This is a genomic window from Halobacillus litoralis (genome assembly GCF_020524085.2).
GTDB lineage: Bacteria > Bacillota > Bacilli > Bacillales > Halobacillaceae > Halobacillus > Halobacillus litoralis_E.
This window is the reverse complement of sequence record NZ_CP129016.1, coordinates 564,878-585,517: the sequence shown is the minus strand read 5'-3', so window position 1 is coordinate 585,517 and position 20,640 is coordinate 564,878. Positions and strand designations below refer to the sequence as shown.

Genomic DNA, 20,640 nt, shown 5'->3' with positions numbered 1-20,640 from the left:
CATTCACAACAAGGCTCAAAGGTACCGAATCCTATATTGTAAGTAAGTCTTTTTTTAATGCTTTTTTGGACATGGATGGGAACATGTCGTCTTTTAATTTTTTCACTTTTTAAACAAAATAATAAGTAAGCGCATTCATAATATTGTAGGAGGTTACTGCATGAAACTAACAACCAAGATTTTTATAGGTTTGTTTCTTGGTGCTGTTGTAGGCTTGGGTCTGCATTTAGCTGCACCGGATCTTTTCAGTACGTTAGATGCTTTTGTTTTTGGTCCTTTAGGTACGGTATTCTTAAATCTTATTAAAATGCTAGTTGTACCAATCGTGTTCTTCTCTATCACCCTAGGTACCGCTTCTCTTGGTGACCCTAAGAAATTAGGTAGAATCGGTGGGAAAACCATTGCGTTTTTCCTTGTTACAACGACGATTGCGATCAGTATCGCTATTTCCCTTGCGTACGTTTTCCAGCCTGGGAATATTGACATCAATCCTGCTGGTGCAGAGTATGAAGCTCAGGAAGCACCTGGCGTCGTTGAAACATTTACAAACATTATCCCAACGAACCCTATCCGGCAATGACGGAAGGGAACATGCTTCAAATTATTGCCTTTGCTATCTTCATCGGTTTCGCACTTGCGATGCTTGGTAAGAAGACAGAAGGGATTTACAAGCTTGTCGAACAAGGGAATGAAATCATGATGTTCCTTGTGAATTTGATCATGCGCTTTGCTCCATATGGTGCCTTCGGTCTACTTGCTTCCGCAATCGGAACGATGGGAATCGACGGCATGAAAGGGATGGCTATGTACATGTTCGTCGTTATCCTCGGATTAATCATCCATGGAGTCGTGACGTATGGCTCTGCTGTCGCTTTCCTTGGTAAAATGAATCCAATCAAGTTCGTCAAAGGGTTCTTCCCTGCGATGACGGTCGGTTTCAGTACATCAAGCAGTAGTTCAACACTACCGATTTCCATGAAAACAGCTCAGGAAAACTTGAATGTTCCGAAGCCTGTCAGTAGTTTTGTCCAGCCTTTGGGTGCAACCATCAACATGGATGGTACAGCCATCATGCAGGGTGTAGCAACAATTTTCATTGCACAAGTTTACGGTTCTGACCTTTCTTTTGCGCAACTGGTCATGGTTGTCCTAACAGCGGTTCTTGCAAGTATCGGTACCGCAGGAGTTCCTAGTGTAGGGCTGATCATGCTTGCGATGGTTCTTAACCAAGTGTCCCTGCCAGTCGAAGGGATTGCGCTCATCATCGGTATCGACCGTCTGCTTGATATGCTACGTACATCCTTGAACATTACGGGAGACGCAGCATGTGCCGTCGTAGTCGCTGAATCAGAACGGAAATACGGCATCGATGAAGATGCCAAACGTATGGAAGCATAAAGCATAATGAACAAAAGTGCAACCTTTTTGGTTGCACTTTTTTATTTATATAAATCCATCTCTCCAAATAACCCATTTTCTTATATATGTTATTAAACTAAATGGCAGGACTCTTGAAGAATCAGTTTCGAGACTGTTGTTGAGTGGATAGGGACTGCGGGGAATAGCTCGCTTTCCGCGGGAGCGCGGTGAGCCTCCTCGGACTGCGTCCTGTGGGGTCTCACCCTGCACTTTTTTCCCGCAGGAGTCTCGCCATTCCCCTCCGCCACTTTTCCATATCAGTGTCTCGAAACCACTTCCCGAAAAATTAGCTATTTAGTTTGATGGGATAAGGATAAAACTCCTATGCTCAGGTATTAGAATCCTGAAAGCTTGATACAGAGCGTTTTATTCTTTTAACAATCGGGATTGTTTGTGAAAGGGTGGGGAATAAAATTATGATGAGTCCGGCTGCCTTTTAAAGCAGTCGGATTTTTTATGGGAAGCAAACGAATTTGTTGTCTGGACACAAAGGGTTTCGTATGAGGAAGGAGAATATTAGTAACGAAGAATAGGAGAGGGGTGACGTGTATCCGAGGCCTCTGATGGGTATAGTAACAGATAGATAACTTGGAAGAGGTGATACGATGTTTTATTCAGTGACATTACAAAAAATAATCTTTCTAACGGGAATCGGTATCATTATTGGTGCGATCATCGGATTTTCGTCTGTTCTAGGGTTCGGTCTTGATGGTTCTGTTTTCGTCCTTTCTATGTTCTTGAGTATCATCAGTGTTTATGCGACGGCTATGTACGCTGAACTCTATCATATCCGAGAAGCCATCAATAAACAAAACAAGAATTTTTAAGGGAAATCATAGAAAAAACTGAATAATAGAATGGTTATGTATAAGGCGCCTACAATCGCCATGGTCCAATACGTGGATTTTGTGATTTTTTTGAAGATCACAAAAAAAGTGGCAATGACAGCGGAAATGATAAAAACACTATAAAAAATATCCAACCTCTTTCCCCCTTTTTTCATTATTGTTGTTATTGTAATGGAAACTCTGCAAATTTGCGAGAGGATGAAGGGGCGGGATGTTTCTGAATGAGCGGGTAGCTGCGGTTTATCTGCAGACTGTAAAGGGAACACTGAAAGATAGTATCCAGAAAGGGCGGGTTCTCCATGACCCTGTTTGATGGATTGTTTTTAGTAGTGACGGCCTTTTGGCTGGCAGAGTTTTTTATCTTCAGAAATGATCGATCAGGAGAAAGCGGTTCTCATGAACGCCGCTCTTTTCTATTGATCCTCGCGGCTGTGGTTGTGACTCTCGTGTTTTCTCTCTTTATGCAGGAATGGAACATTGGGATTATTCATCATAGAGGGGTTTGGTGGATTGGATTAGTGTTGTACGCCTTTGGAGTAGCTCTGAGATATTGGGGAATTCTTCATCTGAAAGATCAATTTACACGGAACGTCTCTGTTCAAGAAGGAGACCGACTTGTAAGTAGTGGTCCTTATCGGCTCCTCAGGCACCCTCTTTATACAGGGCTTTTATTCATCATTATCGGGTTTTGTTCAGGACTCGGCAACCTTTATGCAGCACTCATATGTGGGATTTTCATGACGATCGCATTACTACATAGAATTAAGCTCGAAGAAGCGATGCTCGTGGAGCAGCATGGGAGCATGTACAGGGAATGGTGTCGTTCAAGGTACCGGCTGATTCCTTTTGTTTATTAATTTTGGAGGTGGATGGCTTTGAAAAAGAAAACGGCGGTTGTAGTGGGAGCAGGTTTAGGTGGTATGTCGGCAGCAATTCGACTGTCCGCAGACGGTTATGATGTGAAAATCATTGAAAAGAACAGCAACATAGGCGGAAAGTTGAACCGGAGAGAGGGGAAAGGGTTCACGTTTGATACTGGACCATCCATATTGACGATGCCTTGGGTCCTTGAGCAGCTTTTTGAAAGTGTGCACCGCCGCCTTGAGGACTACATCACGGTAGAACGTGTGGAACCGCAATGGCGTACTTTTTTTGAAGATGGCACTCAGCTCGATGTAACCAGCGATCTACCTAATATGCTTGAAGAAATGGCCAAGGTCACCGAAAGGCCGAACCGGAAGCTGACAGATTTCTTGTCCTACAGTCAGGACATGTATGAACTATGTATGAAGAGTTTTTATAAATATAGTATTGAAGACTTGAAAGATTTGAAGAAACACCATAAATTGAGTGAATTATTTCAGATGGATCCGATGAATACGGTAGCAAAAGCTACGCACAAGCACTTTGACAACAAATATTTGGAACAGCTGTTCAATTATTTCGTCATGTACGTAGGGTCGAACCCTTACGCAACACCGGCTATTTTGAATCAGCTTGTCTATGTTCAGCTTGGGCTTGGGATTCATTATGTTAAAGGTGGCATGTACAAAATTGCTGAAGGTATGGGGCGTCTTATGGAAGAGCTGCGTATCGATGTAGAATTGAATACTCCGGTCCAGCGATTTGTCGTGGATGGTGATCGTGTCGTGGGTGTAGAAACGGCTGAGGGAACGATTCACGAAGCGGATGTTGTCATCTCTAACCTTGAGGTGATCCCGGCATATCGGAAGTTAGCGCCGCAAACATCCAAGGTGAAGAAAGAAACGAAGTCTCTTGAGAAAAAATTCGATCCGACCGTATCAGGTCTGGTGTTATTGCTTGGAACGGATCGCAAGTTTGAAAACTTAAAGCATCATAACTTCCTTTTCTCTGAAGATCCGGAAAAAGAATTCAAACAGATTTTTGAAGAAGGGAAGCCTGCGGATGATCCGACGATTTATATCGGAATTTCGGCAAGATCTGATGAAACGCAAGCACCTGAAGGGAAAGACAACCTTTTTGTACTGACCCACGTTCCGCCGCTTGAAAACAAAAAGCGTAAACCGATTGACTGGGATGCCTATCGGGAAACGGTGTTGAATAAGTTAGAGCGTATGGGTATGGAAGGGTTGCGCGATTCGATTGAATTTGAGTACCGTTTCACTCCTGAAGATCTCGAGGCCTTGTATGGTCCGAACGGTGGATCCATTTACGGGATAGCGGCTGACCGCAAGTCCAACGGTGGATTTAAGATACCATCCAAGAGCCAAATTTATGATGGACTCTATTTTGTTGGCGGCTCGACTCACCCGGGCGGGGGTGTACCGATGGTGACCTTATCGGGGCAGTTAACTGCGGACTTAATTAAAGAGAGGGAAACAGAACCGGTACACCAGTAAAGCAAAAGCTCAGCGCCTTATGAGGCGCTGAGCTTTCTGTATGAAAAGGGGCAAATACTGCTCGCTCTCCAGTCATTTACTGTTTATCGTTGGTGAGGGAAGGGAATGGTTGAAAAATGCCATACTGAAGTTGAGATGAAGGAGTTTTTTTATGAGCGACTGGATCATTTTTGCTCTGTTTTTTATATCAGGAATCCTAACCTTTTTTATAGCCTCAAGGCTTGCGATATTTGGTGATGCGGTCAAAGAAAAAACGAGAGCATCTTCTGCTTTCATGGGAGCGATCATTGGTATTGCCATCTCGCTGCCTGAATTGACCTCAAGTGTTACGGCTATCGTCATCGACAGTCCGGACTTGGCTGTAGGAAACTTGATCGGAAGTAACCTTTTCAACATCATGGGCCTCGCGATTTTTGACATTGTATATCGCCGCTATCAGATATTGACACATGCAACTGTGGAAAGTAAGTTATATGGCTGGCTTGTGATATTGATGACACTCATCGTCATAGCTGGTTTGAGTTTGACCCTTCCGACTCATATCTTCCACATTAGCTACACGTCAATTGTCATTGTGGTTCTCTATTTCATTGGTTCCAAGTTCATCAATGACCGAACAGAGTACCAAGGTAGAAAAGTGAAACAACAAAATGAACGATACAAAGACTTTTCATATAAGCAGGTGCTTTGGCGCTTCATTTTATATGCTTTTCTCATTATGGTTATTGGCAGTGTGCTGACCATTACGGCTGAGCGGATATCCGTCATTACGGGAATCGGTGCATCATTTATTGGTGCCTTTTTGGTAGCGATCAGCACCTCATTACCTGATGCGGTTAGTGTAGGGACGGCGCTCAAGCTCAGGAATTTCAATCTTGGTATTAGTTCGTTGCTCGGGAGTAATGCCTTCAATCTGATGATTCTTGCCATTACCGATTTTATCTATTTTAAAGGGAATCTATTACAGGAATCGTCCCCTGCAAACATGATCACAGGGGTGACGTCCATCGTGTTCATCCTACTAATTATCTACAGCATTACACGAAAAAATGCTCGCGCATGGAATTACTTGATTCCTTCCTTTTTGATTATCGTGAGCTATTTTATCACTACGTATCTAGCGTTTCAGATGAAATGATAGGAATTGGCCCCCTATATAAGTAATGAAGGGAGTCATTATTCCAAGAGATGGATGGGATGATGAGAAACAGAGGGTGGGTGAGTGAATGGATTGGCCTGAACGTTTAGTAAATGAAGCGAAAAAGAGAATAGAGCCTTATGATGTAGAAGGTTTCGTACTTGGAAAAGGTGACGATCGTGGCAGGATCATGATCGTCGGCGAAGCGCCTGGTGAAAATGAAGCGGTTAAGGGGGAGCCCTTTATTGGAAGGGCGGGCGATGAACTGGATAAACAGCTCGACTATCTCGGTTTATCAAGAGAAGATGTTTACATCACAAGTGTAGTGAGAAGTCGGCCCTACAAATGGGTGAAGACGAACAAAAAGGGGATGGGGGGGCAAACGAAAAGCCAATCGAAAACCAAACCAAAAAGAAATTTATGCTCATGCGAAGCTGCTCGATTACCAAATTGAACAAATGAAACCTGATATCATTATCGCACTTGGAGGGGTGGCCTACGAACGGTTGACCGGTGACAAAGGGAAAATCAGTGATGTCGTTGGTGAAGCGATCCGCACACCTGTGCAGAAGGAAGAAGATGGTCGGTATGAAAAGACAGAGAAGGAATATACCGTCGTTCCCCTCTATCATCCAGCGGCTGTTTTTTATAATCCGAAGATCAAGGAAGATATCTATCGGTCACTGGATCGATTGAAAAGTTATTTGGAGGATGATGAGGAGTAGTGTTCTTCAGCGATTGTGAGTCTGAATTAAAAGGAGAACTACCGTGAACGGTGGCTCTCCGTCAGTGGGGTCAACTGTCTTCTTTGTGGTTCATCTGGATTTTTTCAAAAACAAAATAACCCTGTGTACTGGCTGTTACAGATCCTATGCCTGTGCTTCTCCAGCTGCGGATAACGATCCGGTTTTCGTTTTCTTCGCCCTTAATTCTGTATATTTTCGTTTCGGGGAGAAAAGCGGTCACACTTTCTAAAGCGTCAGACTTCTCGCCGGGGTTTTTGTGGTTGATGGTTCCGATTACTTCTCCTAGCTCCTTGGGTGTGACTCTCTTTGCTGTTTGGAAAAACTGTTCATCCTCATGAATGACGTACGTTTCCCTGACTATCATCGACGTCTTATGCTTCTGAAAGTTATCGGCTTTTACAAATGTAGATGGTGGATCTCCAGCTGCTGTCTTCAGTTCGGGGGTGGTGTCTTTGGTCATCAGTAAACCAGCTGTTTCAGGCGGCTGTTGGTTTTGGGAAAGTTGCCAACCTGTAAATAGGAGAATGGTTGCCGTTGGGATGAGGAGAGTCTTCATGCCAACGTGTGATTGCTTTTGTTTCTTTTTCTGGGAAGACTTCAAGACCATCTTCTTCATATGTCTTTCATCAAATGGGACCTGATCATATTTCACGTTCTGGTCCATTTTTTTTAATTTACGATCAATCAAATCACTCACTCTGGGAACTCCCTTCCGATGTTAACCTTTCTTGCAGTAGTTGACGTGCGCGTCTTAAACGAGTCTTTACTGTGTTCGGACTTGTGTTCAGCACGTTCGCCAATTCATTAATGTCGAACTCTTCAAAGTAATATAAAATGATGATTTCTCTGTATTTGTCTTCAAGTTTCAGTACATGAGCAAGCAGTGTCTCATCTTCATCCTGCTGTAGCACGAATTCTTCCGGCGTCTCCTTAGTTGAAGGGATGGAACGGAATAGCTCCGTGCCTTTTTTGACGACTCTTTTCATGTATGAGCTTTTTAAATAATCCTTACACAAGTTAATGGTGATTTTGTATAACCATGTTTTTATCGTAGATTCTTTTTTGAAACTGGCATATTTCTGGTATGCTTTAATAAACGTTTCTTGAGTGATATCTTCTGCAATTGCATAATCTTTTACATACGAATAAGCGAGCCATTTTAAATCGTGGCCGTATTCTTGAATCCATTCTTCCAGCTGTTCCTCACCGTGTTCTTCGGGTTCATATGTAGATTGTGAGCGTTGGTTGCGTATCAATTTTTCCCACCTCATCTGTTAGACGACACTCCCCGAGAATAAGTTTTTGCTTTGCTTGTTTTCTTAGATCTTAAACTATGTATTCGATAGACGTCACCGTTTTCCTTTTTTAAAAAAAGAGGGAGGATCGTGGTTGTGTGCGGTTCTCTACGATTACCGGAGGGGTTTGGAATGCAAAGACCTGGACGTTGGCTTGCTGTTGCGGGATTTTTCTTGTGGCTGATATGGAAATTCTCCTTTTCTATTGAGTGGCTGGAATTTTCGATAGGGTTCAGTTTGTTTGTCCTCGTTCCACTTTTACTTGAAGAAGCAGTCAAAGATTCTCGTGAAAACCGAGCGGCTCATTGGCTGTGGCAGTGTCTCTTATGTTTGCTCCCTTTTTCCGTATCAGGTGTGCTTTCTTTATCCATGCAGGCAGGTTGGGAAGCGGCGGTTTGGGGATTGATTTGGTTTATTTATACATTATCTGTGGCAGTGGGAGGCGTTTGGCGCTTTCTTCTGCGTCAAGGGGCAAGGGTGGAGGAGTTGAGCATTGATGCCGGCTTTCTTTATTTAGCGATCGCTGGTCTTTTCCTATTTTTCTCCCGCCTCCCTATAAAAAATTTCGGTTCACTCTCGATGCGGGAATGGATTGTATTGGCTTTGTTCTTTCATGGGGTCGTCTTTTTATTGGCAGTGATTACCGGTTTCTTTGGTCGGTATCGAAAAGAGATGGCAGTTAAGCACAAAAAGCAAATCGACCTTCCTTACCGTTTTTTAGTGATCGCGGTTCTCGTCAGTCCAGTAATCGGTTTCTTCAGTCTCTTGTATGGAACGGAAGCCATCATACTTTCTGTCGTCATCTTTTCATTTTTGCTTGTCTGGATGTGCCTGTGGTGGTTTTGGTTATCTGTTGAGTTTAAGCCATGGGTACAAACAGCGTTGATTTTGACGAGCTTTATGGGATTCAGTATCGTAGGTAGTGCGTTGTGGAAAGGGTTGAGTATCGGCCGCTTGAGTAGTGTGGGCATGCTTGCGACCATTCCGCCGTATGGGTTCTTTTCTGCTTTACTCTTTTCGTGGCTGATCGTTTTTGCGTGGCGGGGTGTACATAAACCCCAACGAATCATACCCGAGAGTGATTAATGGGATGGAAAATGTTTCACGTGGAACCTGGATCATTCTGTCGATATATGCCAGTTACCGTTATGAAGAATAACAGAGCTTCCTCTTCAGTTATCGGGGATTTATGCTATAATAAAAGTGAAACGGCGACAGCTGCAACTGTCGCCCTGATACCGTTCGCAAATCATGGATACTGGGCCTTCACTACATGTGAAGGTCTATTTTTTATTATTCATTTTTATGATGAGCGCAAGGAGCGTAATGATGAACGTTCCGAACGCTAACATGATCATAAGGGATTCATATGTGCTCATCGATGGCCTCACACCCTTTCTACCACAGTCTTTATCTTCAAATAGAGAACGGTATCTATCTACAAGGATACCATATTTTGCGAAAAATAAGAACGTGTGTTCGTAAAATAGACAGAAGGAACTAAAAAACTCCGGCTCACCTCTAAGGTGAGCCGGAGTTTTTTTATATGATTGACCTTGGAATAGTAGGGGGAACCAAGGTGAATCCGCGGTAGATATTATTGTGCTGTCTTTGTCTCTGTAGGTGCTTTTGTCTTTGGTTGAGACTCAGAATTCAAACCGTCGAGTCTGTGGAGTAATCCGACACCGAAATCGCCGTCTGTGCTTGGGTTGATGTTTTCGTTGAAAATACCACGGCTTGTTTCGTAGGCCTGAGATCCGTGTTCGGAGAAGTCGAGACCGGATATTTCTTCTTGTCTTGAAACGCGGATGCCGACCGTACTTTTAACGATAAATACAACGACTGCTGTTGTGAGCGCCGTCCAAGCGATGACAGAAAGGACGCCGATGGCCTGAATGCCAAGAAGACCTGCGCCACCACCGTAGAAGAGACCACCTTCAACAGCGAAAAGTCCAACAGCGATTGTACCCCAGATGCCGCAGATTCCGTGAACAGCGATAGCGCCGACGGGGTCATCAATGCGAACAACTCGATCAAGAAACTGAACGGATTCTACTAAGATGATACCAGCGATCAAACCTATGGCAAGAGCCCCGATTAAGGAAACGTTGGCTGTTCCTGCTGTGATTCCTACTAAGCCCGCGAGAGCCCCATTTAACGTAAGGGAAGCGTCAATGCGTTTGAACTTTGCGTAAGAATAGAAGGCGGAGCTAATGATTCCTGCTGAAGCAGACAACAGAGTGGTTGCGATAACGGATGGAACAAGAGACGGATCGGCCGCCAGTGTACTTCCGCCGTTAAATCCGAACCAGCCGAACCAAAGGATGAAGACACCAAGAGCCCCTAAAGGGATGTTATGACCTGGAATAACGTTTACTTTCTTGCCACTGTATTTCCCAAGACGTGGTCCTAAGAACATCACAGTGACGATAGCACCTAGTGCACCTGTTAAGTGAACGACTGTGGAGCCTGCAAAATCAACAAAACCGAGCTCGGATAGCCATCCTCCACCCCAAACCCAGTGACCTACAACAGGATAAATGAAGCCTGTCATAACCACCGTAAGTAGAAGATAGGAGCCAAGTTTCATCCGTTCTGCCACAGCACCGGAAATGATCGTTGCACACGTGGCAGCGAACACCGCTTGAAACACGAAGAACCCGATTTGGTCTTCTTGACCGCTTAGAAGGAACCCATCAATTCCAATGATGCCCCCGCCAGAAGTACCAAACATAATACCGTAACCAACGACAAAATAAAGGACGGCAGCGATGGACATCGTCATGAAGTTCTTCATCAGGATGTTCAAGGCATTCTTTGAACGAGTGAATCCAGATTCGACCATGGCGAAGCCTGCGTGCATGAAGAATACTAAGAAAGCGGCAATCATGACCCAAACCATGTCGACGGACTGCAGAACAGCTTCTGCAGATATCGCTGTTTCAGCGCTTGCAACAACCGGGAATCCAAGGAGTGCGAATAAGAACAAAGGAACGATTTTTCTCATATATTCATTCTTCCTTTCGAAATAATGTATTAGATTAGTGCTTGCTTGCCAGTTTCTCCTGTTCGAATGCGGAATACTTCATCGATGGTAGATACGAAGATCTTCCCGTCACCGACTTCATCTGTGGCACATGTATTGATGATGACATCAATCACGGATCCTAATTCGCTGTTCTCCACGACCATTTCTACCTTTACCTTGGGATAGAGCTTAATTTCAAACCGGTTGCCCCTGAAGATTCCTTCCTAGCCTTTTTGTTGTCCGCATCCGGCAACTTCAGAAACCGTCAGTCCTTTCACGCCTAGTTCATCAAGGCTCTGCCTTAAATCCTGGAATGCTTCAGGACGGATGATTGCCTCCACTTTCTTCATGACTATAGTCCTCCTTTATCGTTGTGTTAGGTTTCCTTACACAACGAGTAAGTAATTAAATCTAACTATAAAATAAATATTCTGAAAAATCAATACACTTTTTGATATTATGTCAGAAAAGGTGACATAAAAGCGCTTTCTTTGGTGATGAGAAAAGACCAGGTCATCCAGAATATGGATGACCTGGTCAGGTGTTATTTGGTATATCGTGGTATCATAGGTCGTCGAAGCCGTTGGTTTCGGATACTTTGGTGTACTGACGTGATTTTTGTTCGAAGAAGTCTGATTTTCCTTCATCGACTTCCTGGTAGGCACGGATCCATTTCAATGGGTTTTCTGTATAGGAAGGGAACGGCTTTTCTGCCCCCAGCAATCTGCAGCGTTTGTTGGCGATGTAACAGATATAGTCTTCCAGGTCTTGGATCGGAATACCTGGGAATTGATCCCCAATCAGGTGGCGTGCCCATTTGATTTCTAAATCAGCCGCTTTTTTGAACGTATTGGTCACGAACGTCCGGTAGTAGTCAGGATCCAACTCTGGGTTTTCGTTTAAGGTTTCGTTAAATATATGTCCAAACAAGCTGACATGGATTTGTTCATCTCGATTGATGTAGTTGATCATCGTACTTGTCGAGACCATTTTCTGATTCCTGGCTAGATTATAGAAAAAGGCAAAGCCGGCATAAAAGAAGAGGCCCTCAAGTACGACATCATAAACCATGGACTTCAGAAAACTGTCCACGGAAGGATCATTACCGAAGGCCTGGTATCCATCGGTAATAAAAGTGTTGCGTTCTTTGAGTACTTCATCATGTTTCCAGTATTCAAAAATTTTCTCCTGTTCTCCTTGATCGACGAGCGTGGAGAGAACGTAAGAGTAGGATTGGTTATGGACAACTTCCTGAAAAGCGAGCACTTGCATTAAGGCAGAGAGACTCGAATCGGTCAGGTAGTCCGCGATTTTTCCTGAATAATCGGTTTGGATGGAATCCAAGAAAGCGAGCAGTCCGATGATTTTCTTGAATGCGGTCTGCTCCTGCTCTGAGAGATCGGGCCACTGTTTCAAGTCGTTGCTCATGTTGATTTCATTAGGGATCCAAAAATTAGAGAGCATTGTCTTATACATCGGATAGGCCCATGAGTAGCGGGTATTATCCCAATTTAAGATGTTCGAACTTTTACCGTTAATCACGCCTGTCGAGGCATTTGGTGCTTCATAATCGACGAGCTTTCTTTTTTGTATCGATAACGTCATGTTGAAGTTCCTCCTTTTTACGATGAACAAACTTCACAATCATCAAATTCTCCTTGGCTGGATGTTGATCGTGTATAGTAGGTCGTTTTCAATCCGTGTTTCCATGCGGATAAGTGCAAATCCAAGAGCTCTTTCGCCTGGATGTTGTTCCGTACATAGAGGTTAAACGAGACGGATTGATCGATGAATTTTTGCCGAATGCTGTTCTGCCTGATAGATGCGTGCTGGTCGACATCGTAGGCGGATGGGTAATACCCATAGGTTTCATGAGTTAACTCAGGTGCGGTGACAGGAATCTTGTAATCTTTTTTCTCTTCGGAATAAAACTTTTTAAATATCGGATCAATACTGGCTGTGCTACCTGCGATAAGAGATGTACTTGAGTTCGGTGCCACAGCCATCAAGTATCCATTTCTCATTCCATTCTTGGACACCTTGTGCTGCAAGACTTTCCAGTTCCACGTGCCTTCTTGGTCAAACGTTCGTTTAATGAAAAATCCTCCCGTCTGCCAGTCTGACCCTTCGAATAGAGGGTAGCTTCCTTTTTCAGCAGCTAAATCTGAACTTGCTTCAATGGCATGATAGGCTACGGCTTCATATACTTCCTTCGTATAGTCTAGCGCTTCCTCTGATTCCCAGTCGATCTTCTTTTTGGCCAGAAGGTGGGCCCACCCGAAGGTACCGAGCCCAACCCCACGGTAAGATTGGTTCGTGAGTTGTGCTTGTAAAACGGGAATGGTATTTCGGTCGATGACGTTATCCAGCATACGAACTTGAATTGAAATCAAGCGCTTCAGGACGCCATTCGTGACGGCACGACCGAGATTGATGCTCGACAAGTTACAAACAACGAAATCCCCTGGTGTCTTCACGGAAATGATTTTACCGTCTTCCACGTATTGTTCATCCTGGATGGTCGGCTTTTGGTTCTGGGTGATTTCTGTACAAAGGTTGCTGCAATAAACCATACCCGCGTGGCTGTTCGGATTCATGCGATTGACTTCATCCCTGTAAAACATATACGGTGTCCCTGTTTCAAGCTGACCAATCATGATGCGCTTCATAATTTCGATCGCAGGCACTTTCTCCTTAGAAAGGTCAGGATGGGCGACGCAGGCGGCATATTTCTCCCGGAAGGATCCTGCCCCTTTCTTTTCATCAAAGTAGTCTTCCAGTGAGTAGCCCATGACGGTGCGGATTTCGTGAGGGTCGAATAAATACCAGTCCTCACGGTTTTCCACTGCCTCCATAAAGAGGTCGGGGATGGATACTCCTGTGAAAAGGTCGTGAGTTCGCTGGCGTTCATCCCCGTTATTCAACCGGCTGTCCAGGAAAGGGAAGATATCTTTATGCCATACATCTAAGTATACAGCGACCGCTCCCTGACGCTGCCCCAGTTGATCCACGCTGACAGCCGTGTTGTTGAGCTGTTTCATCCATGGGAGAATTCCTGATGAGACACCTTTGAATCCACGGATGTCACTTCCACGGCTTCTGATTTTTCCTAGGTACACCCCGATACCTCCTCCGTGCTTACTCAGGTTGGCGATGTCGGTATTGGTATCATAAATCGACTGTAGGGAATCATCGATGGTGTCGATGAAACAGGAACTAAGCTGTCCATATCTTTTTCCAGCATTGGCGAGGGTAGGGGTAGCGACAGTCATGTACAAATGACTCAGTGCCCAATACGCTTCTTTGATAAGAGGAAGGCGCTTCGATCCTTTTTCTTCCGCCATTAATACCATAGCGATGATCATGAAACGTTCTTGTGGAAGTTCATAAACTTCTTTAGCTTTGCTTTTGGCAAGGTAGCGGTCGCTTAAAGTCTTCAATCCAATATATGTGAAGAGATGATCGCGATCAGGTGCGATGCAGGACTCCAATTCTTCAATCTCCTTTTTGGTGTAGTATGTAAGGAGATTCTTGCTGTAAATATTCTTTTCGACCAACGTTTGGATCAGTCCGTAGAAGTCCTCATAAGGTCCAGGTGTGGATCGATTGTGCGCGGACTCTTCATACATGTCCTCCAAATGGATCCGACTCGCTACATACGTCCAATCCGGGCTCGTTTCATCGATTTCCGCCAAACATTCTAATATGACTGCATGTTTGTCATTCTTAAGGTCGGGGGACTTATCAATAAGTCGTTGGACATTCAAATGGGGGAAGTCTGCTTCCCAATGTTTAATTCTCTCTGGCCAGGACTTGCTTCTCGTTATGGTTTCCATTCTTTTTCACTCCTTGAAAATGAAGGTGTATGTTCGTTAAGTGTCACGGGTTCGGAAAAATAAAAAAATCCGCTCAATGAAAATTGAGCGGATGAAACCATGAAACGAAGAGAAGACACGAGAGTCTTCGTTCCATCGCTTCATCTTCTCAATCCCCGAAGAAGTTGAAACTGCGACGAACGAAGACAGGTCTCCTGGCTGACACTCGATCTTACTCTGGTCCTTCCCGTGCAAAGCACAGTGGAATGTCCATTTCGCGAGTGATGACAGTTGCGGGGGCAGCTCCGGATTTTAACCGGATTCCCTATTAAGCCTTGTGGCATCTTCTATTCGTAGATACTATATATAGTGTTTATTTTAATTTGAATTAGCTTATATTGTGTTTCTATCATAACGCTGTAGGGAAGATCATGCAACTCTTTTTTATCGGGTTCGACAAGAATAGAGCTATCATCCCTGCTATGATCCGCTATAATAGAGGATAGGAAATTTATTTGAAAGGGATGAGGGTGTGGCACAAACGTTTAATTGGCATAAAGAAGCGGAGAAGCAATGGAATGATCGTGCTGAAATGTGGAATTCAAAAAGTAGAGAGATGTGGGATGATGGAAGCAGGTGCACAATCATTCCTTTTATGACAAAGCATATATCGAAAGGGAAGGTCGCTGATTTAGGGTGCGGAGATGGTTATGGTTCGTATCTGCTTTACAAAGCAGGTTTTGACGTCACGGGGCTCGATTTGTCAGAGGACATGGTGATGCGCGCCAATGAGCGAGTGAATGATGAGCGGATCTCATTTGTTCAAGGGGATTTGACAGACCTGCCGTTTGAGGGCGAATCTTTTGATGCGGCGATGGCGATCAATTCACTCGAATGGACAGAAGTCCCGTACAAGGGTCTGGAAGAGATGAAGCGGATCTTGAAACCAGGAGGCCGTTTATGTGTCGGCCTACTTGGACCTACAGCGATGCCACGTATCAATAGTTATCGCAGGGTATATGGAGAAGAAGTTATTTGTAATACGATGATGCCGTGGGAGCTTCAAAAAATGGCAGAAGAAACTGGATGGACCTATGTAGAAGGTCAAGGAGTCTACAAACGCGGGGTGGAAGACCATCACACCGCGGAGCTGGATGAAGAATTAAAACAAGCCTTAACCTTCATGTGGATCTTCATCTTCGAAAAACAATAAAAAACAAAAGCACCCGGAGAGTGGGTGCTTTTGTTTTGGAAATAAATGTATGACCTGGTACACCTTAAAAATCCACAAATGTAAATAAATGTATGACTTGGTCACTCCATTTATTCGCCTTCCTCAGTCCAGAGGAATTCTTTGAGTAGTTGGTCGACTTCTTCTAGTTCGTGCAGTCCGGAATGTGTGGCCAGTGGGTTGTAGAGGCGCTTTTCCTCATACTTCCCAAAGGGGACGATCTCTTCCAGTCCACTTACACTTGAGGCATGGACAAGACCGTCCCAATGCTTGGATTCAGAGTCATTGCTATTGATCACACCAGCTATAGCGAATACATCCACATCATTCGGGAACTGATCTTTGTTTTGCAACATCTGTTTTAAAGCTTCAGAATTCGGCCGAAGGTCAGTTGTTGCTGCTCCGTAATTGGATGCGAAGTAGCCTTCTTTTTCAATGCCTTTAAAAGGGCTTGCAATGACGGACAGTTTCTCTACTCGAGGAACAGAATAGTGATGATCGCTCAGTAAATAATTGACTGATGCGAGACCTCCCATCGAATGACCGACGAGGTTCACTTGTTGGATATTGTAATCGGCTTTTAACCGCCGCATGATTTCTGAAAGCCAATGGGTCTGATTATAGATACTTGCACGATTGTTTTCAAAAAGCACTTGGATGAACGGATTGGGCGTTTCATCAAAATCACCTTGGATAGTGAGGTCTCCACGGCTGGAGACATAAACCGTCATATGCTTCTGTCCCCATTGTAAGTTCTGCATCCGGTCCATCATCGTTTCGAAGCTTCGCGGTCCACCTTTATAGCCATGTATGAATAGGGTGGGTACAATGTCTTCGCGATCCACAGGTTCGGAACTTCCGGGTCTAGAGTTGATCATAAAAAAGAGCAGGCCAATCAGTAGGGAGCCCATCAAGATCGGCGCCCATTTTTTCCATAGCATAACGTTTTCCTCCTGAAAAACAGATCTATGAATAGTGTAACGGGTAACGCGTGTCACTTCTTGGTATATTTATGAAAAAAGAATGACAATGTGTCGAAGATATCATTAGCATACCCGGATCTGTCAATGGGCATCGAAGGGTTTATCTCCCATTTTTCGGGGAAAACTGAAATTGTAAAAAGATTGGATTACGGAAAGGAGCTTTCCATTGAATCAAGAAGAATTGAAAAAGAAGATCCACAAAGTCATGGAGCAACATAAAGTTGGTACGCTTGCCACAGTGAAAAATAATAAACCTCATTCGCGGTATATGACTTTTTGGAACGATGATGATTTCACTTTCTACACACCAACGAACAGAGAAACACATAAAGCAGATGAAATTGACGCAAACCCACATGTTCATATCCTTCTCGGATACGAAGGGGAAGGCTATGGGGATTCGTATTTAGAAGTCGAAGGACAGGCGAAGATTCGTGAAGACCAGGATATTAAAGACAAGTTATGGAATGACCACATGGATCGATGGTTCGATGGCAAAGAGGACCCTGAGTATGTGGTGCTTGAAATCATGCCTGAAAATATACGCTATATGAATCAAGGGCAAGACACACCTGAACGTCTTGATTTGTAAAAGGAAAAAAGTGGTCAGCTTTAGGCTGGCCACTTTTTTATTGAAGGGAACAAGGTTCGTCTTCATATTCGATTTCCAGAGTGATGTGCTCAAGTGAAATAGGATGTAAGATTTCTTTGACCTCTTCTTTCACTTTGCATATCTCTTCCTTTGTTGCTTCTGCCCGCACGACGATGTGAGTGGAAAAGGCATGATTTTCTCCATCCATTGACCAGAGGTGGGTGTGATGAGTGGATTGAACATCAGTCAAATTGTTAATTTTTCGTGAAAGCACCTCAAGGTCAACCCCCGATGGCACACCTTCGAGAAAGAGGCGCATCGTCTGGATAAGATTTTTCACCACATTATATAAAATAAATAAGGTAATACCAATCGAAGCGATTGGATCCAAAATCGGCACATCAAAAAACAACATGACGATACTGACCACAAGGACGGCTACCCAACCTAGAACATCCTCAAGAAGGTGCCAGGTCATGACTTTCTGGTTCATAGAGTCTCCACCTTTGAGCCGGAAAACAGCTGCACCGTTAACGAGAATTCCTAAGATGGAAAGAGCGATCATTCCTCCTGCGTTCGGCTGCTCGGGGTTCAAGAGCCGAGGGACAGCCTCGGTCAAAATAAAGACAGACCCAACAATCAGTACTACGCTGTTGATCAAAGCCGCTAAAAGCGAGAACCGCCGATATCCGAATGAAAAATGATCCGATTGTTCTTTACGCGAAAACTTCTGTAAAAACCAGGCGAGCCCGAGAGAAAGAGAATCCCCAAGGTCGTGTAAAGCATCGGAAAGAATGGCCATACTATTTGTTAATAAACCACCGATCAATTCAATAATTGTAAAAAATAAATTCAGGAAAAAAGCGGTTTTAATTTTACCGGTTGTTGAATCGATATGATGGTGGTGATGATGTCCCATGCGCTCACCCCTTTTATATATGATTATATGTTCATATATATAACATATGAAAGATGAAGAGTCTTGTCAATCCTTTTAGGTTTAACCTGAATAAAGGAGACTATGACTCTTCTCAAGATCTTTCCTCATTCAAAATCATCTACTTTTTTCAATGAACTGATATTAATCTACAGGGTAGAACCTGCGATGGATAGCGTAATAATCAAGTTTGTTGCCTGTCACATTTGATAATCTCTCCAGTGCTTCCAACAAGAAGGTTTTATCCAGCTGGTAAATGACTTCTGTTTCAATATGGTCGATGGTGTTGCACGCAAATTCCCATAGCATTTGGTGCTTGGACCTGTCGATCGATTCGGCCACCATCCCCATGGAATCTACGAGCTCGGTTATGATGAGATGATTGTCACGAGCGTAATGACGAATATATCCAAAACCACGGTAGATATAGGATTCAAACGATTCGGATTGAAGAACGACTCGGACCTGTTTATCATTATCCATCAAGTAAGGAGTAAAGGTAATGTAATCCTCTACGGTAAGCATCAACTCGGCCATCTGATGGATGGTGTTCGTTGCGGTTTTCGGGTCGTCGTTTCCTAGTGATTTGATCGCAATTTCGGCTAGTTTGTGCATGCCCATTTGGATGTCTTGAAGTTCTGTTTCTTTATAATCAATAATGATCATCTTGCAATATTTTTCTTCATCAACGTTTTCAGCACCAGGTCCCCAGTAGCTGATCAATTGGTTGTTCTTTAAAATATAATCTCCCACTTGAGCATGGAATTGGATGATGATCTCATCTTTTCTTGCTTCTTCAATCATCTTCCTGTAATTCACAAGCTGGATGTACCCCGATTTAATGGCTCCAACAGGTTTTGCCTTCGAACGCTCAGCTTCCATCAAGTCTCCTGGTTCCTCTGTCCGGAACTGTTCAAGATCTTTTCTCAGGGTTTGGTTAATGATTTGCTCGGACGAATGCTTCATCGTATCGGTGATGTTGTGTACTTGCATCCAGGTTGTTGCGTGGTTGATAAAATAAATGAACGTAACAGCGGATGTAAAGGCGAGGAAAATCGTGACGATCGGCACCGCTACGAAAAATTCGTGCCTCGTGTTTCCGATAAACAGGAAGACGAGCAGCACATAGACGAAATTCCCATTAAAAATCCCTAGCGCGTGCTGCGTCCTGCGGTCTGACACAAAGTTGAGGAGCATCCGCGGGGAGAACTGACCACTAAATGTCGTCAAGACGACAAGCAAGGAGTTCAATGTGAAAGCGCTCAGTGTCAGGATTCCACCTATGAGTGTACTGACCAGCATTCGGGTGATTTCTGCATTGATTCGGAAAAATTCAAACGTGTACTGTTCGATTTGAAAAACGAGATCCAACAACAGAGTGACCACAACAAAAAATATGGACATTAATATATAGAAAAAAGGCATGTACCATAAGGTCATCTGCATTTCGTGTTTTCGCTGCCGTTTAGACATTTTCGCATATTTCTGTATCGATACAGGTAATAACTTTAAGAACATAATGCTCCTCCTTTCTTGTAAGATTGGTAATCGTAGTTTCCCCTTCGTCAGAATCAATAAAACGAAAATATGATATTTTTCTACAAAAACTTTCATTACGATAAATATACCTGTGAGGTTGGAGTTGCCCTCCTTAAAGTGATTAGGTATGAATAAATTGTGGTTGTAATATCGTTTGGGTTCATAAACCGAGGCTTTGTCAGTTTTCGAACGTTGAAGTATATTTAAAAGATAATCATGAGTAAAGGGGAATCAGCATGGAGTGGGTACATAAAACGTTTGCCGAATTATCAAAGCAGGAATTGTACGAGATTTTAAAGACAAGGGTGGAAGTTTTTGTAGTTGAACAGGAGTGTCCTTATCCTGAAGTTGATGGCAGAGATGAAGGTAGTCTACATATATGGATGGAGAAAGAAGGAGAGATGGTGGCCTACTGCCGGATTGTTCCCCCAGATGAAGGGGAGAAGTATCACAGTATCGGCCGCGTCCTTGTCAAAAAGGAAAATCGAGGGGGCGGATATGCACGTCAAGTGATGGACCGAGCGATTGAAGTGCTGAAAAAAGACTACAAGGTCAATCACATCTGGTTACACGGCCAGGAGCATCTGCGCCATTTCTACGGTTCTTTTGGATTCAAGGAAGTTTCTGAGGTGTACCTTGAGGATGGTATTCCGCACGTGGATATGCTGATGGAGGTATAAATCGTTTC

At 43.8% G+C, this 20,640-nt stretch carries 20 protein-coding genes, 2 pseudogenes and 1 riboswitch; of the genes and pseudogenes, 11 read left to right on the top strand and 11 right to left on the bottom strand.

The annotated features are described in order from the left end of the window. The first annotated feature begins 160 nt into the window (after positions 1-160). Together LC065_RS03065 and LC065_RS03060 are read left to right on the top strand one after the other, a co-directional pair. Positions 161-1,398: pseudogene (locus tag LC065_RS03065) on the top strand (dicarboxylate/amino acid:cation symporter). A 626-nt stretch (positions 1,399-2,024) separates the two neighbouring features. Further along, positions 2,025-2,246 carry a hypothetical protein gene (locus tag LC065_RS03060; RefSeq protein WP_226594301.1) on the top strand — a complete coding sequence of 74 codons (222 nt, stop codon included), beginning with the start codon at positions 2,025-2,027 and terminating at the stop codon, positions 2,244-2,246. On the opposite strand, the gene LC065_RS03055 is transcribed toward LC065_RS03060, so the two are convergent. Beyond that, complete coding sequence (locus tag LC065_RS03055; RefSeq protein WP_226594299.1) at positions 2,243-2,401, bottom strand: hypothetical protein; 159 nt, start codon at positions 2,399-2,401, stop codon at positions 2,243-2,245. The genes LC065_RS03060 and LC065_RS03055 overlap by 4 nt on opposite strands. 165 nt (positions 2,402-2,566) lie before the next feature. Between LC065_RS03055 and LC065_RS03050 the strand changes: the two genes are divergently transcribed. From LC065_RS03050 to LC065_RS03030, 5 genes are all read left to right on the top strand, one after another. Then, positions 2,567-3,124 (top strand): methyltransferase family protein, encoded by a 558-nt coding sequence (locus tag LC065_RS03050; protein ID WP_226594298.1) that lies wholly within the window; start codon positions 2,567-2,569, stop codon positions 3,122-3,124. Between the two features lie 12 nt (positions 3,125-3,136). Then, on the top strand, positions 3,137-4,648 hold the full coding sequence (locus LC065_RS03045; RefSeq protein ID WP_226594296.1) for a phytoene desaturase family protein: 1,512 nt from the start codon (positions 3,137-3,139) through the stop codon (positions 4,646-4,648). Positions 4,649-4,799: 151 nt separating this feature from the next. Then, the gene (locus tag LC065_RS03040; RefSeq protein WP_226594294.1) at positions 4,800-5,786 is read left to right on the top strand and encodes a sodium:calcium antiporter; all 987 of its coding nucleotides are present in this window, start codon (positions 4,800-4,802) and stop codon (positions 5,784-5,786) included. A gap of 88 nt (positions 5,787-5,874) precedes the next feature. Then, entirely contained in the window at positions 5,875-6,240 is a 366-nt protein-coding gene (locus LC065_RS03035) for a uracil-DNA glycosylase family protein (RefSeq protein WP_306163749.1), read from the top strand. 4 nt (positions 6,241-6,244) lie between these two features. Continuing rightward, a complete protein-coding gene (locus LC065_RS03030; protein ID WP_371933391.1) occupies positions 6,245-6,511 on the top strand; it encodes a uracil-DNA glycosylase family protein in 267 nt (88 codons plus the stop codon). 70 nt (positions 6,512-6,581) lie between these two features. Here the strand turns inward: LC065_RS03030 and LC065_RS03025 are convergent, their stop codons facing one another. Together LC065_RS03025 and LC065_RS03020 are read right to left on the bottom strand one after the other, a co-directional pair. Next, on the bottom strand, positions 6,582-7,229 hold the full coding sequence (locus LC065_RS03025) for a hypothetical protein (RefSeq protein WP_226594290.1): 648 nt from the start codon (positions 7,227-7,229) through the stop codon (positions 6,582-6,584). Then, positions 7,222-7,788, bottom strand: a complete 567-nt coding sequence (locus LC065_RS03020) for a sigma-70 family RNA polymerase sigma factor (RefSeq protein ID WP_226594288.1) — start codon at positions 7,786-7,788, stop codon at positions 7,222-7,224. The genes LC065_RS03025 and LC065_RS03020 overlap by 8 nt, the downstream gene beginning before the upstream one ends. A gap of 171 nt (positions 7,789-7,959) precedes the next feature. Here LC065_RS03020 and LC065_RS03015 point away from each other — a divergent pair, with 171 nt between their 5' ends. Then, positions 7,960-8,913 (top strand): YndJ family transporter, encoded by a 954-nt coding sequence (locus LC065_RS03015; protein ID WP_226594286.1) that lies wholly within the window; start codon positions 7,960-7,962, stop codon positions 8,911-8,913. A 197-nt stretch (positions 8,914-9,110) separates the two neighbouring features. Here LC065_RS03015 and LC065_RS03010 read toward each other — a convergent pair whose 3' ends face one another. The 5 genes and pseudogenes from LC065_RS03010 to LC065_RS02990 form a co-directional block, all read right to left on the bottom strand. After that, the gene (locus LC065_RS03010) at positions 9,111-9,206 is read right to left on the bottom strand and encodes a putative holin-like toxin (protein WP_075037849.1); all 96 of its coding nucleotides are present in this window, start codon (positions 9,204-9,206) and stop codon (positions 9,111-9,113) included. A 218-nt stretch (positions 9,207-9,424) separates the two neighbouring features. Next, complete coding sequence (locus LC065_RS03005; RefSeq protein ID WP_226594284.1) at positions 9,425-10,834, bottom strand: ammonium transporter; 1,410 nt, start codon at positions 10,832-10,834, stop codon at positions 9,425-9,427. Between the two features lie 29 nt (positions 10,835-10,863). Continuing rightward, positions 10,864-11,205: pseudogene (locus LC065_RS03000) on the bottom strand (P-II family nitrogen regulator). A 214-nt stretch (positions 11,206-11,419) separates the two neighbouring features. Beyond that, positions 11,420-12,460 carry a ribonucleotide-diphosphate reductase subunit beta gene (locus tag LC065_RS02995; protein ID WP_226594280.1) on the bottom strand — a complete coding sequence of 347 codons (1,041 nt, stop codon included), beginning with the start codon at positions 12,458-12,460 and terminating at the stop codon, positions 11,420-11,422. A 17-nt stretch (positions 12,461-12,477) separates the two neighbouring features. Beyond that, a complete protein-coding gene (locus LC065_RS02990; protein ID WP_226594278.1) occupies positions 12,478-14,691 on the bottom strand; it encodes a ribonucleoside-diphosphate reductase subunit alpha in 2,214 nt (737 codons plus the stop codon). A gap of 168 nt (positions 14,692-14,859) precedes the next feature. Then, a riboswitch (cobalamin riboswitch) is annotated at positions 14,860-15,033 on the bottom strand. 229 nt (positions 15,034-15,262) lie between these two features. On the opposite strand from LC065_RS02990, the gene LC065_RS02985 reads away from it, so the two are divergent. Next, a complete protein-coding gene (locus tag LC065_RS02985; RefSeq protein ID WP_226594373.1) occupies positions 15,263-15,883 on the top strand; it encodes a class I SAM-dependent methyltransferase in 621 nt (206 codons plus the stop codon). Positions 15,884-15,993: 110 nt separating this feature from the next. Here LC065_RS02985 and LC065_RS02980 read toward each other — a convergent pair whose 3' ends face one another. Next, positions 15,994-16,842 (bottom strand): alpha/beta fold hydrolase, encoded by an 849-nt coding sequence (locus LC065_RS02980; protein ID WP_226594275.1) that lies wholly within the window; start codon positions 16,840-16,842, stop codon positions 15,994-15,996. Positions 16,843-17,050: 208 nt separating this feature from the next. On the opposite strand from LC065_RS02980, the gene LC065_RS02975 reads away from it, so the two are divergent. Further along, a complete protein-coding gene (locus tag LC065_RS02975; protein WP_226594273.1) occupies positions 17,051-17,476 on the top strand; it encodes a pyridoxamine 5'-phosphate oxidase family protein in 426 nt (141 codons plus the stop codon). A 37-nt stretch (positions 17,477-17,513) separates the two neighbouring features. Here the strand turns inward: LC065_RS02975 and LC065_RS02970 are convergent, their stop codons facing one another. Further along, positions 17,514-18,395: a cation diffusion facilitator family transporter gene (locus tag LC065_RS02970; RefSeq protein WP_226594272.1), complete on the bottom strand. Its 882-nt coding sequence runs from the start codon at positions 18,393-18,395 to the stop codon at positions 17,514-17,516. Positions 18,396-18,557: 162 nt separating this feature from the next. Next, positions 18,558-19,931, bottom strand: coding sequence for a DUF2254 domain-containing protein (locus LC065_RS02965; protein WP_226594271.1), 1,374 nt, complete (start codon positions 19,929-19,931; stop codon positions 18,558-18,560). Positions 19,932-20,188: 257 nt separating this feature from the next. Here LC065_RS02965 and LC065_RS02960 point away from each other — a divergent pair, with 257 nt between their 5' ends. Beyond that, positions 20,189-20,632 carry a GNAT family N-acetyltransferase gene (locus LC065_RS02960; protein ID WP_226594269.1) on the top strand — a complete coding sequence of 148 codons (444 nt, stop codon included), beginning with the start codon at positions 20,189-20,191 and terminating at the stop codon, positions 20,630-20,632. The last annotated feature ends 8 nt before the right edge of the window (positions 20,633-20,640 follow it).

Bases quoted from the DNA above. Each gene is read 5' to 3' on its own strand.
- LC065_RS03040 (WP_226594294.1), top strand. From the start codon at position 4,800: ATGAGCGACTGGATCATTTTTGCTCTGTTTTTTATATCAGGAATCCTA.
- LC065_RS03045 (WP_226594296.1), top strand. From the start codon at position 3,137: ATGGCTTTGAAAAAGAAAACGGCGGTTGTAGTGGGAGCAGGTTTAGGT.
- LC065_RS02965 (WP_226594271.1), bottom strand. From the start codon at position 19,931: ATGTTCTTAAAGTTATTACCTGTATCGATACAGAAATATGCGAAAATG.
- LC065_RS03005 (WP_226594284.1), bottom strand. From the start codon at position 10,834: ATGAGAAAAATCGTTCCTTTGTTCTTATTCGCACTCCTTGGATTCCCG.
- LC065_RS02970 (WP_226594272.1), bottom strand. From the start codon at position 18,395: ATGGGACATCATCACCACCATCATATCGATTCAACAACCGGTAAAATT.
- LC065_RS03010 (WP_075037849.1), bottom strand. From the start codon at position 9,206: ATGAGCACATATGAATCCCTTATGATCATGTTAGCGTTCGGAACGTTC.
- LC065_RS02985 (WP_226594373.1), top strand. From the start codon at position 15,263: ATGTGGAATTCAAAAAGTAGAGAGATGTGGGATGATGGAAGCAGGTGC.
- LC065_RS03015 (WP_226594286.1), top strand. From the start codon at position 7,960: ATGCAAAGACCTGGACGTTGGCTTGCTGTTGCGGGATTTTTCTTGTGG.
- LC065_RS02980 (WP_226594275.1), bottom strand. From the start codon at position 16,842: ATGCTATGGAAAAAATGGGCGCCGATCTTGATGGGCTCCCTACTGATT.
- LC065_RS03030 (WP_371933391.1), top strand. From the start codon at position 6,245: ATGAAACCTGATATCATTATCGCACTTGGAGGGGTGGCCTACGAACGG.
- LC065_RS03060 (WP_226594301.1), top strand. From the start codon at position 2,025: ATGTTTTATTCAGTGACATTACAAAAAATAATCTTTCTAACGGGAATC.
- LC065_RS02960 (WP_226594269.1), top strand. From the start codon at position 20,189: ATGGAGTGGGTACATAAAACGTTTGCCGAATTATCAAAGCAGGAATTG.
- LC065_RS03035 (WP_306163749.1), top strand. From the start codon at position 5,875: ATGGATTGGCCTGAACGTTTAGTAAATGAAGCGAAAAAGAGAATAGAG.
- LC065_RS02995 (WP_226594280.1), bottom strand. From the start codon at position 12,460: ATGACGTTATCGATACAAAAAAGAAAGCTCGTCGATTATGAAGCACCA.
- LC065_RS02990 (WP_226594278.1), bottom strand. From the start codon at position 14,691: ATGGAAACCATAACGAGAAGCAAGTCCTGGCCAGAGAGAATTAAACAT.
- LC065_RS03050 (WP_226594298.1), top strand. From the start codon at position 2,567: ATGACCCTGTTTGATGGATTGTTTTTAGTAGTGACGGCCTTTTGGCTG.